Here is a 15,422-nt window from a genome sequence, read left to right on the forward strand (position 1 = left end):
ACTCCTTCTTCCATCCCCTATCCCCGCATTGCCCTTGCCCTTGCCCTTGCCCTTGCCCTTGCCCTTGCCCTTGCCACTCCCCCTCCCGCCTAAGGATTCCGCATTCCTTAAAAGTTCAATAGCATCAGCTACCTTGAGCACACTTAGCAAAACTAGCCTCGGAAGCATTGATCCGCCGAAAGCCCAAGGTTTCCTGAGGAAGGCTCGTCCGCTCAAGGTATGCAACAACAAAAAGCCTGTCCACCGCTGGGTAGCGGAGAACAAGCCTGCATAATGATGAGCGCCCTGGCTTCGGGCGCAGCTTGGTTTCGGGCGCAGCTTGGCTTCCTTTACTTCTTAATGCGGCACCGGACCCGTGGAATGACGGACAACCAGCTCCGGCATCAGCATGATTTTGCGCTTGGGACTCTCCGGATTATCGATAGCCTGGTTCAGCAGGATCATAGCCTGCTCTGTCATCTCACGCAGGGGCTGGGCAATGCTGGTCAAGGAAGGATGGCAAATCTCAGCCAGCATGGTATTGTCAAAGCCCACTACGGACAGATCGCGGGGAATAGACAACCCTAAGCCGCGCGCCTCCTTCAATACCCCGATAGCGAGCAGATCGTTGCAGGCAAACACCGCTGTCGGACGCTCCTTCTCTGCCTGGCCCAGCATCGCCGCAGCCGCTTTCCGGCCATTCTCCAGTGTGGCCGAAGTATGTGTAATATTCGCCGGATTATCAAAGGGGACGCCCGCAGCCTTCAGCGCATCCAGGAAGCCTTCGGCGCGCAGCTTGCTTCCCGGCAGATTGTCGGAGATGATGCCGAGCTTGCGGTGTCCCAGGGACAGCAAATATTCCGTTGCCTGATAGCCGCCCTTATAGTCATCTACCGTGACAGAGTTGCTCTCCATCATACGGATATCCGCCGAGAATAGCACGAGCGGCACATGATCGGCCAGCAGACGGCGGATCATGTCGGGATTCCCGACATGAGAGGCGATAATCAGGCCATCGACCCGTTTGCGCAAAAGCAGCGAGATATACCTTGCCGCCTTCTCATCGTCCCGGTCCGTACTACAGACGATCAAGTCGCTTCCCTGCCCCTGGGCGTAATCCTCAATACCGCGGGCTGCTTCGGCAAAAAAAGGATTGGCAATATCGGGAATCATCAGCCCGATCGTTCCTGTCCGGCGGCTCGTCAGTGCAGAAGCCACCATGCTGGGCTGGTAATTCAGCTCTTCCATAATACTGCTGACCTTCTGCCGCGTCTTGTCGCTGATCCTCCCGCTCTTATTCAGCACCTTGGACACTGTAGCGATAGAAACTCCTGCTTCACGTGCCACATCATATATCGTAGGTTTCATCGTTAATAGGCCCGCCTTTACCTTCTTGCAATCTTATACGTTTGATTATAGGGAACTCGCCAGACGGTGTCTATTATGCAGTGCCGTACTAGTCAGTTGCAGCCGGGTATCTCGCCCGGCTCTGCGCTTCGACCACTTACCCAGTGGAATCGGCTTTGCCGTCCTTTTCTTATGCTTCCGAAGCAGCAATACTGCGAATCGAGTCAGACATCCGTCCTTAGCGGGGAATAAAAGAATGATGGCGTGACACATACTCTTCCTTATATCAGCACCAAAGAGGGCCCTCCGCCCTGCGGAAGCCCCTCTTTGGCCAGCCCATTGATTATTCCCGTTTGTCCGGCTGCTGCGCCGCGAACAACCACTCATGATCCGGATCATTGTGGAAGACCCAGGTACGGACGGGGCCTGCCATCACGTTAAGATAATAAGAATCGTAGCCCGGCGGCGCGGATACCGGATGATACCCTTCCGGAACCAGCACAATGCTGCGGTCAGCCACGGCCATCGTCTCGTCCAGGCTGCGGTCATCATTGTACACCCGCTGCACCACAAAGCCATGGGCAGGATTGACCCGGTGGTAGTATGTCTCTTCCAGATAGGACTCTGCCGGCAGATTGTCCTGATCATGTTTATGCGGGGGATAGCTGGACCAGTTGCCGCCGCCCGTACGCACCTCGACCACCAGCAGACTCTCCGCTTCACTCTGCTCCGGAAGGATGTTGACCACCCGGCGCGACATACTGCCAAACCCCCGGTTCTCGGCCACAGCGTCAGAAGGAGCGATCAGCCGGGGTGAATATTTGCCCGTCCCTGGCGCCAGACATGCGGCAAGCTCCAGCTCTGTCAGGGCGGTAACTTCATAATGGGCTCCTGCGGGAACGTACACCGCATACGGCGCCACATCCTCAAACACAGACATGCGCTCACCAATGCCGGAGAAGTCTATGCCATCTACCTTTACATCAGCCTTGCCTGCCAGCAGCACCAGGCAGATCTCATTTCCTTCTGCACTTCGGCTTAATAGTTCCCCGGCCTGCAGCTGATACACTTCAAAACCTACATATTTCCATCCGGCGCTCTCCTTGCTCACTGCCGCCACAAGTCCATCCTTGCCGGGTGCTCCGGCCTTAATGATTAATTTGGACATCTTCACCGGCCTCCTCTGTCTTCAGGTGTGCATCCGCTTACAATACCTGGCTCGTTGCTGGCGTACCCTCTCCTGCATGGTGTGACAACTTAACCGGGAGCCCGGTCAGGTGCGATTCCTTAGCAGCTTCAGCAATCCGTTCCGCTTGCTGGCCGTCCATGCCGCTGCAAATGAGCGGCTCCTGCAGGCGAACCGCCTGTGCAAATGCGGCAATCTCATCCGTAAATGCCTGATTGTACCGCTCGAGGAAGAAATGCTGCGGCTGATCGCGGGTGACAGAGCTCGCGGTGGACACCTCCACCGTAGTTGGACGGCAGTTGTCGGCGGTGGCCGATCCGTGGGAACCGAACACCTCTACCCGCTGGTCGTAGCCATAGACGGCCTTCCGGCTGTTATCAATGACACAGATCGCGCCGCTGGCAAAGGTCAGCGTGATGACGGCTGTATCTACATCACCACAGCGCCCGAACATCGGGTCAACCAGATTGGCACCCCGGGTGTACACCTCAACCACTTCCTCACCCATCAGGTAACGGGCCATATCAAAATCGTGAATCGTCATATCCATAAACATACCGCCGGAAGAAAGGACATAAGCCTCACCGGGTGGCTGCGGATCACGCGAAGTGATCTTCACGATATGGGGCTTGCCCAGTTGTCCGGACTGAACCAGTTGCTTCAGCTTGCGGAAGCTCGGGTCCATCCGGCGGTTGAAGCCGACTTGAAGCAGTACGCCTTCTTCCTTGGCAATCTGCAGTGCCCGGCTGGTCTGCTCTGACGAGAGGCTGATCGGTTTCTCACAAAAAATGCTCTTATGAGCACGGGCAGCCTGCTCGATCCAGTATGCATGGGTATCCGTTGGCGTGCAGATGAACACCGCTTCGATCTCAGGGTCATTCAGCAAATCTTCCCCATTTGTAAATACAGAGCCAAGGTTGCGGCTTTCTGCCCACTCCAGCAGTTCCTCACCTACCATAGCTTCTGCGATTGATTTCAGTTTAAACGACGGCATCACACGCAGATTATCTGCATGTAGGCGACCGATTCTGCCTGCGCCAATAATCCCTACTACGATCGGATTTACCATTTTCGCTTATCCTCCTATGGGGTAAGCGCTTAACCTTCCCGGGAATAGTATACTCCAAGCACACCAATGCTACAAGCAAAATTTCTTTATTTCTTTTGGCCAGATGGAACTGCATGCAGGGCACAGCATTAACAGTAATATACTCCTTCGCCCAGCGCGATGCATGCAGAACACTGAATCAGCAATAATGCAGCGCTTCTCCCAGCGCGACGATAGCCATCGCCTGGCCATAGGCCATAGGGGCAATAATGATCTGCTTGTAATCTTCTTTTGCCGCACCAATCGGTGTCCCGCCGGATACACCAAGCACCGTGCCCTCACCGTCAATTCTGCCTAGTACAGCCCGGATCGCGCTCAGGGCCTGGTTAGCATATGACTCAGGCAGCAGCCCTCTGCGCGCACCCTGAAGAATACCGGCTGCGATGGCTGCTGACCCGGAAGTTTCCGTATAGCTGTCCGGGTCATCCAGCAGGGTATGCCACAGGCCATCCCCGCTCTGGCAGGCCAATAGCGCCTCTGCCTGTGCGTGCAGAATCTGCTGAAGATAGGTGAAAACTCCGCTGTCCAGGTACGGGCGCATCAGCTCCAGGTACTCCGGCAGGCCGAGTGCGAACCAGCCATTACCGCGGCACCAGAAGGCTTCGCTGAAATTATGGCGGCCGGCAAAATGCCAGCCATGGAAGAACAGACCCGTCTTTTTGTCATACAAATATTTGATATGCAGCAGCAGCTGGTGCAGCGACGCTTGTCTCCATTCGGCGTTATCATATTTCACACCCATTTTAGCCGTGAACAAAATAGCCATAAACAGCGTATCAATCCAAATTTCATTGTCATGAAGCGTAATTTCATGCTTGCTGGCTCCCGTTGTGACATGCTGATAACCCAGCTCCTTCGTCCGGGGCAGGCCATTCATCAGCCACTCGATCCATTTAAGGCTTAAGGCCTCCGCTTCCTCCAGTTCCATTAGCGACAACAGCGGGGCGGTTGTATTGATATTCCGGCTTGGCAGCCCCTTCTCCAGTTGACGGGCCATCCACGGCTTCGCATAACTCTCATGACGGTCATCCCTGAAATACCGTTCCAGCTTTTGAAGGCCATACAGCCCCACTCCCTGCGGCCAATCCCATTCTTCCATGCCGAAATCACGGGCAAAATATCCCCGTCGTCCCGCATCCTCTCCTAAGTTCTGCAACTCTGCTTCATTATCCGGCCGTTCCAGCTTCAGCAGCTTATTCGTTACTTGATTCAGCTTTTCAACGATTTCGTCCTTGTTCACCCGGTAGTTATCCATCGTGCACTCCGCTCCCTCTCCCGCTGTAGATTCTTTTCTATCAGTTTGCTCTTTTCCCCATATCTATTCTAAAAGTCTTAATCTCATAAGGCTTGATCTGGAATACAAAATCACCTGCCTGCCAATCACCCTGCGGTTCCTCCATCAGATTACATTCCTGCCAGGATGCAATGGGATAAGCGCTCTCCACGCGGACCCGGGTCTGCGAACCAGCGTATTCATGCAGGCGCAGCACAACATGGCTGCCATCCTCCGAACGCTTGATGGCATCGGCCAGCACATGTTTGCCCTCGATAGAGAACAAGGCATCGCCCTCCAGCTCTCCCGGAACCGTACGCAGGGGATTATTCAATTCCCAAGCCTCCTGGACAACCCCGCCATCCACAAAATCACCGGTATGCGGATAAAGCGCATAAGTGAAGGCATGCTGGCCCTGATCCTGCTCAGGATTGGGATGGACTGCTGATTTCAATAACGTCAGCCGCATCACGCTGTCCTTGATGTCATAGCCGTATTTGCAATCATTCAGCAGGGCTACGCCATAGCCCTTCTCGCTGAGATCTGCCCATTGGTGGGCTACCGTTTCGAAACGGGCATAATCCCAGCTTGTGTTCCAGTGCGTCGGCCGTTTCACATTGCCGAACTGAATATCGTAGGTAGCTTCCACAGCATGAATATCCACCGGAAACGCCACTTTCAGCAATTGGTTATGACCATGCCAGTCCATCTCAGTCTGGAAATCAATTCTTGCCGTGTCCCGGTAGAACACGATTCTCTGGGTGATGGTTGAGCGATGGTACGTCCAGACCATACGCAGGACCGCCCTTAGCGGACCGTTCTCGGTCAGCTTGCATTCTTCAAGCTGCGAAATTTCTGTCATTTTCTCCTGGTAGAAGATATCAATGTCCCAGGCTTCAAAATCCAGCGGTTTGTCCTCAAATACCTGAAGCACATTGCCGCGCTTTCCGGGTGCCAAGAGCTCACGGCCGTTGCGGCGGTCACAGATAGAGGTGAAATGTCCCTGTTCATTCCAGGCCACCTCAACCAGCGGCGTTATCAGGCGGTTGCCGGCGGCATCCGCAAGCGGCAATTCCCCCTCGAGGCCGGCGCCAGCCCGTTCCCCCCGTCCATATTGCAGAACGGCCGTGCCAAGAGCAGGCAGGGAGGGAATATACACCAGCCTTCCCCCGTCTGCCGTCCGCTGCTGTTCCAGAGGCTGCCCGGCCTTATCACAGATGACAGTGTCATCTGCAGATTCGTCCGGCAACTCGGCATACCGCGGACGATTCCAGATAGAGCTGTTCAGCAGCGTAAGACGCTCTTGCCCGGCGGCGGTGCCTGCGGCTTCACTACAGCCGTTAATTAAAGCCAGTGACCGCGCCTCCCCTTCCGCATATTCAAGATCACTATCCTCATAGACTTCTTTAATTGACGAGCCGGGGATAATATCATGGAACTGGTTGCGCAGGAGGATTTCCCATATCCCGCGGAGTTCTTCTGCCGGGTAACCGGTTTCAAGATCACCTCGCCGGACACCGGTGAGCGTATGCAGCCACTCTGCATCGCGCAGCAGCAATTCCAGCCGCCGGTTGTATTTTTTATTCTTGGCCTGAGAGGTGTATGTCCCCCTGTGGCATTCAAAATATAACTCGCCGTTCCAGGTATGCACATAGGCTTCAGTATTTTCGATCCGTTCATGCAGCCCGTCAAAATACTCTCCTGCGCTGCCCATATTCAGCTTAGGCATCCCTGGCAGCTTGTCGAACCGCCGCCGAAGCTCCAGCATTTCCCGCGTAGGCCCACCGCCCCCGTCGCCCCAGCCATAAGTGAACATCAGGTTATCATTGATGTCCTTATCCTGATACGAATTCCAGATCCCCCGCAGCAATGCGGCAGTCATCCGGCCGTTGTACGTATAAGCATCTCCGTTCTTCTCCGAAGTGGTAATGAAGTGCGTCAAAATTTCGGAACCGTCAAGCCCGCGCCACCAGAACGTATCATGCGGCATCCGGTTGAACTGGTTCCAGCTGATCTTGGTCGTCATGAACGTAGAGATCCCCGACTTGCGCAAAATCTGCGGCAATGCCCAGCTGTATCCGAATACATCCGGCAGCCACAAATACTTGCTTTCGATCCCGAACTCTTCCCGGAAGTAGCGCTTCCCCGCCACAATCTGACGGACCAAGGATTCACCGGACGGAATATTACAATCCGACTCCAGCCACATGGCTCCTTCGGCTTCCCAGCGGCCTTCCTTGATTTTCTCCGAGATCCGTCCGTACAGTTCGGGGTAATCACGCTTCAGATAGTCGTACAATTGCGGCTGCGTCTGCAGGAACTGATATTCCGGGAACTCCTCCATCAGCCGCAGTACGGTAGAGAAGGACCGTGCTATTTTCTCCCGCGTATGCTTTAGCTGCCACAGCCACGCAATATCAATATGGGTATGACCAACGGCTGTAATCGTCATGTCAAAGGTTTTGGGCATAGCATCCACAGCGCGGTTCAGGCTGGCCCCGGCACGGTACAGGGACATTTCGTGGGCTTCTGATCCGGGCTCCGACCAGTCAATTTCACGAAAGGCGTCGTTCAGCGCTTTTTTCAGCCATTGCTTCTCCGGCTGGTCGCTGCCCAGATACCGGTACGTGTCCAGCGCTGCCTGTGACAGATAGCACAAATCATCAATCGTTTCATCCAGGTAGCCAATCATCGCCTCGCTAATCCGGTGATCCTGAATAACGGCGGGGCCTCCGCCCTCAAGACCAGACCACAGCCGGAAGACAAGCTCCACCGTCTGCCCGCCTAGCTCCGGCCCAAAAATAACCTCCCTGTGGTTGTTATCCACGCCCTGATAAGGCTCCCCGTTCACAAACAGCAACGATTCAAACCCCGAGTTGTTGAAGCTCCCCGACTTGCCGAAGTCGAACCTTCCGGCAATTTTGAAGCCGGGTGTACTTATAGGCATCTCGACCACAGTACGCAGCCAGACATAACGGTCGCGCCCGCGCCAGTGCTCCTCCAGCTTGATTGTGCCATCAAAGGAAACGGCCTCAGGATACACACCGTTAGCCCCGTCTTCATCCTCTGCGAATTCCAGTTCCTCAATCTCCAGCAGCTTGCGATATCTGTACTTTCCAATCTCCGCCTGACGCCGGATCAGCTTCTCTTCGGTCAAAAACATGATCACCACTCCTTGTATCCGCTTTCATACAGCCAATATAGCAAATCCCTCTCCTCAAAAACTACGTTATATTTGCTATGATCCCCCTCATACATTGCATATCTTGCTTTTCTGGATTTATAATAGGTCCATACTACAGATTAAGGCGGCGACCAGGATATGCTTGATAGCGACTTGTTGTATGAGCAAGGATATAGCGTAAGCATCAACACACCGGCTGATTCGCTTTTTTATTATTTTGATTATGACCAGCGGTCCCATAACATCAATATGGAGTTTCAGCATTTTCATGACTTTTACGAGATTCATATATTAATGGATTCCAGAGCCACCCATATGATCGAGGGGAATGCGTATGCCCTTCAGCAATATGATATCGTTCTGCTTCGTCCGCACCGGCTGCACAAGACACAATATCCGGTAGGTCCGCCCCACAAAAGGCTGATCATTAACTTCGCGATGCCCAAAAATATACCCGGTCTAGAAACCGCTTACAAGAATATGTTTCTCTCTTTTGGAGAGGAAGTGCCAATCTACCGTTTGAGTGGCGAGTCACGGAGAGCTGTTTTTGATCCTCTTAACTCCATCTTCACCTTGTCACATGGCGCTTCTCCCCTGAATCCTGTACTGATTCACAGCTTGTTTCAGCAATTTCTGTGTGCCCTGTACCAGCAAAGAGAGCGGAACAGCTATGTCCTGGAAGAAGTGGGGAATTCCATCATGCAAAAAATATATTCGGTCACCGCATACATCCACAGTCATTTCAACAGCGAGCTGTCTCTGGATTCGATCTCCAGGGAGTTCTACATCAGCCCTTATTATTTATCACATCAGTTCAAGACGGTCACCGGCTCTACACTGACCGAGTATATCCAAATGACCCGTATCCGCAATGCCCAGCAGCTGCTGATCAGCACCCGGCTTAGGATTTCTGTGATCGCTGAACAGTGCGGCTTCAACAGCTTCTCCCAGTTTAACCGGGTATTCCACAAGCTGAGCGGCATGTCTCCCTCCGGGTTCCGCAAGCAACAGGCCTCGTCCCCTTCAGCCTCAACCGCGCTGTCCTATTGAACGGAAAACAAAAAAAAGCTTCTGCGCTGCCCAGATGAGCAGTACAGAAGCTTTTTTGTTAGTATGCGGTCAAGAGGACTCGAACCTCCACGATATTGCTACCACTGGCACCTGAAGCCAGCGCGTCTGCCAATTCCGCCATGACCGCAAATTAATGAAATGCAACGCAAGAAGTAATATATCATGAATTTGGCGGGAGAGCAAGCGTTTTTTCAAAAAATGAATTCTACACTCTAGTTTACAGGCATGGTGTAGATCAGTTCATATTGCCCAAAGTCAAGTGAAGGTGGGGCTTCATAGTTCAGCTGGAATTCTGCTCTGGCATTTCCTGATTGATAGCTTCCCTCCAAGGTTACCTGACTTGCTCCCCCCGTTGCAGCCACAACAATCAGATCCTCCGTTGAATTGGCCGGAATAACCAGATTGTGCAATCCGCCTTCGGCGTCTTGTACATACCGTCTTACCCAGACAACACTGCTGCCTGACACCGAAACTCCGCTGTTGTTCTTTTGCCACTCTTTGAAGACAGACTGCTGCGCCTGATTAGTATTCACACAATTCGGGTCCTCCGCCAGAATCGGTACACCATTCACATTATGACCTGTCACTATTGTACAATTGGCCAGAGCCACATTCGGCATGGGGTCTTTTTCCTTGCTGATCGTTCGGATAATTTTCTTATCACTTGGACCCAGACTAACCTCTGCAGAAATATTATTGTTATTTGTAATCCTGAGATAGCTGTACAGCTGGTTATCTTTTATGCCGTAATGCTCCACACTAATTTTTAGCTGATGCCGCTCATCATATATGGAACCCGAGCGTACCGCGCCCTGCAAGGATATCATTTCCTTTGCAGCAGCAGGCGGTACCAGCGTTGAGGATGATTGAGGATGGGGCACTTCCAGATTGGAGATCAAATACACAGCTTTTGCCGCCTGAACCCATACCGCTTTTACGCCGAGTGCTTCACTGATCAACTTGAGGGGCACGAGCGTACGGTACTGCTCTGTGATGCTTTTCATGACCAGGCTGCTCTTGCCGCCATTTACCCATAGCTCCCCTTCATTAAGGCGATAGAGGATTGTTATATCTCCTTTGGCAGCTGTAACTACCCGTGTGGAAGGCTCCCACTGCATCGTCGCCCCAAGTGCTTCAAAAATCCCCCGCATAGGCACATATGTAACCCCATCCTTAATCACAGGGGAGGTTTCCAGGCTAAGCTCCAGCCCATCCAAATAACATCTGATGATGCTCCGCTCTGCAGACACCTGTACCGGCTTCAAAGCACTGCATGCAAGGACGGCTGCCAAAAGAAAACAGATTCCAACGGAGCAGGCAATTCTCTTCATTTATGTATTCTCCTTAATATGCTGAATCTCAATCGAAGATTTCCTATACGAATATAGCAGATGCTACCAGTCAGAACAATGCTCTTTCAGCGGTTCATGTTCTATCTAACCAAGAGAGGCTCTCCTCCCGTTACAGATCATAGCATCCAGTTCAACCTGTGGTTGCTTTTTTCCGCTTCTACCCAACCATTAATCCATGTTCTTTCAAGAGGATGGAATTATAATAGACCTACGACGTCGAATTGAACCTTGGGAGATGTACTATGATCAGCAGCGAACAAGTAGGCAAGCGGATTGCCAGACTCCGTAAAGAAAAACACATGTCACAGGAACAACTGGCGGAACAGCTAAATGTTAGTCCCCAGGCAGTTTCCAAATGGGAAACGGGTAAATCACTGCCCGAAACCACCACGCTTCCACTATTATCCAGCATATTGGGCCACTCTATAGACAGTATTTTGCTGCCCCAAAAGCTGGTCGTACTTAGCGCTGTCTATACCGATGGCCAGGAGGCCTATGATGTCACCCATTTTGTTAATCAATTCGTTGTCGGCAGCAGATTGAACCTTGCGGTCAGTAAGTTAACTTTTCCCGAATCCATCAAGAGCGACCGTCTGAAGCTGCTGCTCCTGAAATATGAGACTCCTTCGGGAGTCTATGCTACTTATGTGCTGAACGACAATCTGCTTACCCTTGATATTCATTCCACAGGCTATGCTGCCAGTCAAAGCGAGCTTGATATCGTATTCGCCGCCTACGGCAATGAACAGGCGAGCCGCAATGTACTAAACAAGATGAAGCATTATGCGTTTTTTCAGTGGAAGCAGTTCACCGCCAGCCACGAGCTTTTTCCAAGTCTGATCGACAATGATGGCAATGACTACCTGCTGCTTCTATATCTGAATGAGGAAGGCATTCATGCGTTAAGCTGTGCGGAAGGCGAGCGGATTCACTATACTCCAGACCGGACCCGGCTCTTTCGAATGGAATCTCCTCAGGAGCACTGCATTATAGAAGGGGTAGGCCGGCTGGGCTTTGGCAAAGACATGGACTGCTCCTGGGCCGGGGCACTTCTTTTGTCTCTGACAGCAAGAGGAGTGGATACTACCTACGAGCAGATTATGGGTGTGTCGGGGGCGTGCTGGAGAATTTCTTTTACACCTATGTGGGATTACAGCTCGGCCGATGCACTTGTGGCCTATAACTACTCCGATCCGGCGTTTAGCGCCTATGGGCTAACTGCCACTTGGGCCAACCATCTGAATCCTGAAGAGCGCAGATTGGAAAAGCACAACATCCTGGAGAGCCTGCGTAATCATCAGCTTCCCATAGCCATCAACCTGCGGGTCGCTCCCGAATGGGGGGTGATCACCGGGTATTTGGATGCTGGCGGTACTCTGCTGTGCCGCAGTTATTTTGACGATGAAACCTTTGAGGAGCTTCGCAATGATCCGGAGTTTCTGGAAGACATGAAGGTCAGCAAGGGTTACCTGAACGTGGACCATTGGCCTTACATGCTCGTTCGTATAGGCAGCCAGGGGCATGTCCCGTCAGCATTAGATAATCTGTATGCTTCGCTCAGAATCAAGGTGGATTCGATGAATGCTGCCGGGAATAGCGGCTACAGCCTTGGTTACAAGGCTTTTGAGGCCTGGCAGGAAGGGCTCTTGGAGGATGCCTGGTATAGGAACGCAAGTGACAAGAACTTTGCACGCAGACTGGGGGTGAACCACTTTTGCATGATGGGATTAACCGATGCCCGCAGAAGCGCTGCCGCTTACCTGCAAGAATCCCTGCCGCTGCTGGATAACCATCCTGGATCCCGGGCTCTGTCCGAACTGGCTGAATTGTACGCACAGATCTCCTTGCTGCTTGCAGGCTTTTACAAATGCATGACTGATCCCGCTTCTGTCAAATCCGGTTCCTCTAAGCAGTCATGGACCCGGGAACAGCGGGAACAGCAAGCCGAACTGCTTCAGACAGTGGCAGCTTTGGAATTTCGCGGAGAGACACTTGCTAAGGAAGTACTTGGAACATTAGCTGAAAGATTATAGTGTACTTAAAGACCTAAAGAGAAGCGCAGGAACGCTTCTCTTTTTTCGAGTAATCCTTTTGCCGGGCTTCAATCTTCAATGGGCAGCTTCTTTACCGGCCGCAGCACTGCATACCCGTATCCCTCCGGGAAGTGGCGCTGATAATCCTGCTTGGAGTCCTCGTCCCACTGGTAGCCCATACTCTCCGGATTATAGCTCCAGGCTACCTGCTCGACAGTCCGCATCACCTCACCGTTGTCCTTCAGATAATCAAAGGGCGGGTGGAAGAAGACCAGGTACTCGGATTCCGGGATCTCTCTGACCTGCATTCCCTCAGGGATTTCCCCGTTATAGTCCTCCGCCACAGGGATTCCGTACAGGTACCCTTTTTGCCCGTTCTGATAGAACCAGCCCGCCGTTTGGCCAAGCTGTCCAGGCAGAGTATGATGAGACATACTTTCCAGCGTTCCCGATACCTCATCACAATCGTGCCCGTTCCCCCAGAACTGTCCATAGTCCGATACTTCAACATCCCAGATCCCAATGAACTTATGGGCCGGTATGCGCTCAATCTTGATTTCCGCTTCCTGCAAATGCACCTGTCTCATCTTATCCCGCTCCTTGATCAAATAATGATAAGGGGAGAACACTTCAGAGCGAATCGCGAGCGGAATGGGCCTGGGTGCCTTCCGGTAAGCATACGGTGTAATCTTAAAAGCCTTCACAAACGCCCGCGTGAGCGCTTCCTGTGACGAAAAGCCGAACTTCACGGCAATGTCCAGTATACGGGCATCCGTGTCCCGCAGCTCCAGAGCGGCGCGGCTGATTCTTCGCTGCCAGATGTAATCCCGCAGGGTCATTCCGGTCAGCGAGTGAAACTGTTTCGTGCAGTAATATGGCGAATAGCCGAGCTGCTCCGACATTGTCAGAAGTGAAGGCACTGTGGCAAGATCCCCGTCCACCCAATCCACCATGAACTGAACCATCTCATTCCATTCGTACATGCGGTGCTCCCTCCTTTCACTATCGATCTTAGCAGAGCCGGCTGTTGTAGTTTTGACTTGAATTGCAGTGCTTCACTTCCTAATTCTATAGAAGTTCTCTCCAGTCCTCCCCCCCTTTTTTCCCTAAGAAAATTTCCCGTTCGCACAAGCCACAAGCCATTCTCTGAGTAATATAGGAGTAAATAGAGCGAAGAGGTGAACGACACATGGGACAGCCAACTACAATGCGCAAGCGGGCCAAGGCGCTGAAGGGCCGGCCGGTCTGCATTACACTTCATGACGGACGTTCGTATGTAGGCTATATAACCGGGGTAGAAAAGGACATACTGATTCTCTCCAGACCCCATACAAGTACAACCCAAGCATCCGGTAAAAAGCGGTCCAGCCGCCGGCAAAAAGCAGAAATCTCCGCATTCATGCCGCTTATCGGCTCACTCCTGGGCGGCTCGGGAGCAGGCGCAGGCTTAGCGTCAGGGCTCGGCGGCGGTTTACGCTTCCTGGGATTTATCCAGAAGGCGATGCCGGTAATGAAGATGGGCTACGGGATGATCAAGACCATTAGACCTTTTTTCAATGGACTGAAGGGGTTAATGGGAAACAACGGCTGAGCTTGCAATCCAGATGAGCAAAAGTACAAAAGACACCCCTTGAGGTGTCTTTTGGTCTGCGCTGCCTATCATCCAGCCTGTCTCCTCAATGCTTAGCCAAATCCTCCACCAAAGCCAGATGGGAAGGACTATCCTTCGTGCTTTCCCCTTCTCCCGGCTTCAGATCAAAGATACGGTCGACAAATTGGTTAACCTCCAGCAGCATCGCCTGCCGCTCTTCCGGTGTTACACGCGGTACCGAATACAGCAGCTTAAGCTCAGCATCCGCAAACTTGGCGAAACCGAACAGATTGTCGTTGGCCGCGTAGAGCATGTCCTTTTGCCGGGAGGTGCGGATGTAGTCCTCTGAAGAGCCTGTTGTAAAAATAGAGTACGCACGTTTGCCCTCCAGTCCGTATACCCCCTCCGCAGAACGGACCAGCGCTGTTGTGAACACCCGGTCGATATATCCCTTAATGACAGCCGGAAATCCTCCCCACCATACAGGAGAAATAATAATCAGCGCATCAGCCCATAATAAGTCCCCCTGCTCCTTCGCTACGTCTTCCGGCAATACCTTGGTGAACTTGGCTTCCAAATCCTTCAGTTCGAGCACCGGATCAAAGGACAGCTGTATCAGATCCTTCACCTTGACCGCAGCCCCCCGCAGTTCCAGATGAGCAGTAACCTGCTGCAGAATCGCTTTGTTAAAGCTTTTATCATACGGATGACCGTATAAAATACTAATATTCACGCTGTTCGCCTCCAGAATATATCAATGACTTGCCAATGCCTTAATGCTAAGGTAATGTTAAGCCCATAGTATCCAAAGGACAAGTAGGCAGTTTTATAGTATATACTATCATAAATCATACTAATTGAATTGATAGGCTTTTCAGCGCATATATGCAGTAATGAGGAGAATCAAAATGAGTAAGAATACTGATTTTGTTACAAGCTGTCCCTTAACCAAGGTGCAAAAAATCGTCGGAGGCAAATGGAAAATCGTGATTCTATGGTATCTGTCGGTCGGGCCCAAACGGTTCGGGCAGATCAAACGCACCTTTCCTGATATCACCCAGGCGATGCTGACCAAACAGCTAAGGGAGCTTGAGGAGGACGGTTTTGTGCACCGTGAGGTTTTCAAGGAAATCCCTCCCCGTGTAGAGTATTCCCTAACCGCCACCGGTGAGAACTTCGTTCCCATCCTGCGCAGTATGTATGACTGGGGAGAGGTTCATCTGGCTCCTGCGGAGCAGTAATCTCCCCATGAAGCGGGACAGTCTGATGCCATCTGCTTATCTTTTGACCACCAGGAA

General features: G+C 52.3%; 12 protein-coding genes and 1 tRNA gene. 4 read left to right on the top strand and 9 right to left on the bottom strand.

Annotated elements, in window-relative coordinates; all coding sequences use genetic code 11:
* Positions 1–336: 336 nt before the first annotated feature.
* The 5 genes from A3844_RS11245 to A3844_RS11265 all read right to left on the bottom strand — a co-directional run bounded on the left by A3844_RS11245 (position 337) and on the right by A3844_RS11265 (position 8,056).
* Complete coding sequence (locus A3844_RS11245) at positions 337–1,347, bottom strand: LacI family DNA-binding transcriptional regulator (protein ID WP_074107446.1); 1,011 nt, start codon at positions 1,345–1,347, stop codon at positions 337–339.
* Between the two features lie 322 nt (positions 1,348–1,669).
* Entirely contained in the window at positions 1,670–2,494 is an 825-nt protein-coding gene (iolB, locus tag A3844_RS11250) for a 5-deoxy-glucuronate isomerase (protein WP_074107447.1), read from the bottom strand.
* 37 nt (positions 2,495–2,531) lie between these two features.
* Positions 2,532–3,581 (bottom strand): inositol 2-dehydrogenase, encoded by a 1,050-nt coding sequence (gene iolG, locus A3844_RS11255; protein WP_074107448.1) that lies wholly within the window; start codon positions 3,579–3,581, stop codon positions 2,532–2,534.
* A gap of 178 nt (positions 3,582–3,759) precedes the next feature.
* The gene (locus A3844_RS11260) at positions 3,760–4,875 is read right to left on the bottom strand and encodes a glycoside hydrolase family 88/105 protein (protein ID WP_074107449.1); all 1,116 of its coding nucleotides are present in this window, start codon (positions 4,873–4,875) and stop codon (positions 3,760–3,762) included.
* A 40-nt stretch (positions 4,876–4,915) separates the two neighbouring features.
* On the bottom strand, positions 4,916–8,056 hold the full coding sequence (locus tag A3844_RS11265; protein WP_074107450.1) for an alpha-mannosidase: 3,141 nt from the start codon (positions 8,054–8,056) through the stop codon (positions 4,916–4,918).
* A 159-nt stretch (positions 8,057–8,215) separates the two neighbouring features.
* On the opposite strand from A3844_RS11265, the gene A3844_RS11270 reads away from it, so the two are divergent.
* Positions 8,216–9,127, top strand: coding sequence for a helix-turn-helix domain-containing protein (locus A3844_RS11270; RefSeq protein WP_074107451.1), 912 nt, complete (start codon positions 8,216–8,218; stop codon positions 9,125–9,127).
* 64 nt (positions 9,128–9,191) lie between these two features.
* On the opposite strand, the gene A3844_RS11275 is transcribed toward A3844_RS11270, so the two are convergent.
* Positions 9,192–9,275: transfer RNA gene (locus A3844_RS11275), tRNA-Leu, on the bottom strand.
* A gap of 85 nt (positions 9,276–9,360) precedes the next feature.
* Positions 9,361–10,479 (bottom strand): copper amine oxidase N-terminal domain-containing protein, encoded by a 1,119-nt coding sequence (locus A3844_RS11280; protein WP_074107452.1) that lies wholly within the window; start codon positions 10,477–10,479, stop codon positions 9,361–9,363.
* Between the two features lie 263 nt (positions 10,480–10,742).
* On the opposite strand from A3844_RS11280, the gene A3844_RS11285 reads away from it, so the two are divergent.
* Complete coding sequence (locus A3844_RS11285) at positions 10,743–12,533, top strand: helix-turn-helix transcriptional regulator (RefSeq protein WP_074107453.1); 1,791 nt, start codon at positions 10,743–10,745, stop codon at positions 12,531–12,533.
* 68 nt (positions 12,534–12,601) lie between these two features.
* Here the strand turns inward: A3844_RS11285 and A3844_RS11290 are convergent, their stop codons facing one another.
* Entirely contained in the window at positions 12,602–13,516 is a 915-nt protein-coding gene (locus A3844_RS11290; RefSeq protein WP_074107454.1) for an AraC family transcriptional regulator, read from the bottom strand.
* Positions 13,517–13,722: 206 nt separating this feature from the next.
* Between A3844_RS11290 and A3844_RS11295 the strand changes: the two genes are divergently transcribed.
* Positions 13,723–14,124, top strand: coding sequence for a hypothetical protein (locus tag A3844_RS11295; protein WP_074088773.1), 402 nt, complete (start codon positions 13,723–13,725; stop codon positions 14,122–14,124).
* Between the two features lie 85 nt (positions 14,125–14,209).
* Here A3844_RS11295 and A3844_RS11300 read toward each other — a convergent pair whose 3' ends face one another.
* A complete protein-coding gene (locus tag A3844_RS11300; RefSeq protein ID WP_074107455.1) occupies positions 14,210–14,857 on the bottom strand; it encodes an NAD(P)H-dependent oxidoreductase in 648 nt (215 codons plus the stop codon).
* A gap of 175 nt (positions 14,858–15,032) precedes the next feature.
* Between A3844_RS11300 and A3844_RS11305 the strand changes: the two genes are divergently transcribed.
* Positions 15,033–15,365, top strand: coding sequence for a winged helix-turn-helix transcriptional regulator (locus A3844_RS11305; RefSeq protein ID WP_074100398.1), 333 nt, complete (start codon positions 15,033–15,035; stop codon positions 15,363–15,365).
* The last annotated feature ends 57 nt before the right edge of the window (positions 15,366–15,422 follow it).

It is taken from the genome of Paenibacillus helianthi, from assembly GCF_001909055.1.
Taxonomy (GTDB): domain Bacteria; phylum Bacillota; class Bacilli; order Paenibacillales; family Paenibacillaceae; genus Paenibacillus_AQ; species Paenibacillus_AQ helianthi.

Bases quoted from the DNA above. Each gene is read 5' to 3' on its own strand.
- A3844_RS11260 (WP_074107449.1), bottom strand. From the start codon at position 4,875: ATGGATAACTACCGGGTGAACAAGGACGAAATCGTTGAAAAGCTGAAT.
- A3844_RS11280 (WP_074107452.1), bottom strand. From the start codon at position 10,479: ATGAAGAGAATTGCCTGCTCCGTTGGAATCTGTTTTCTTTTGGCAGCC.
- A3844_RS11305 (WP_074100398.1), top strand. From the start codon at position 15,033: ATGAGTAAGAATACTGATTTTGTTACAAGCTGTCCCTTAACCAAGGTG.
- A3844_RS11270 (WP_074107451.1), top strand. From the start codon at position 8,216: ATGCTTGATAGCGACTTGTTGTATGAGCAAGGATATAGCGTAAGCATC.
- A3844_RS11295 (WP_074088773.1), top strand. From the start codon at position 13,723: ATGGGACAGCCAACTACAATGCGCAAGCGGGCCAAGGCGCTGAAGGGC.
- A3844_RS11290 (WP_074107454.1), bottom strand. From the start codon at position 13,516: ATGTACGAATGGAATGAGATGGTTCAGTTCATGGTGGATTGGGTGGAC.
- A3844_RS11265 (WP_074107450.1), bottom strand. From the start codon at position 8,056: ATGTTTTTGACCGAAGAGAAGCTGATCCGGCGTCAGGCGGAGATTGGA.
- iolG (WP_074107448.1), bottom strand. From the start codon at position 3,581: ATGGTAAATCCGATCGTAGTAGGGATTATTGGCGCAGGCAGAATCGGT.
- A3844_RS11285 (WP_074107453.1), top strand. From the start codon at position 10,743: ATGATCAGCAGCGAACAAGTAGGCAAGCGGATTGCCAGACTCCGTAAA.
- A3844_RS11245 (WP_074107446.1), bottom strand. From the start codon at position 1,347: ATGAAACCTACGATATATGATGTGGCACGTGAAGCAGGAGTTTCTATC.
- iolB (WP_074107447.1), bottom strand. From the start codon at position 2,494: ATGTCCAAATTAATCATTAAGGCCGGAGCACCCGGCAAGGATGGACTT.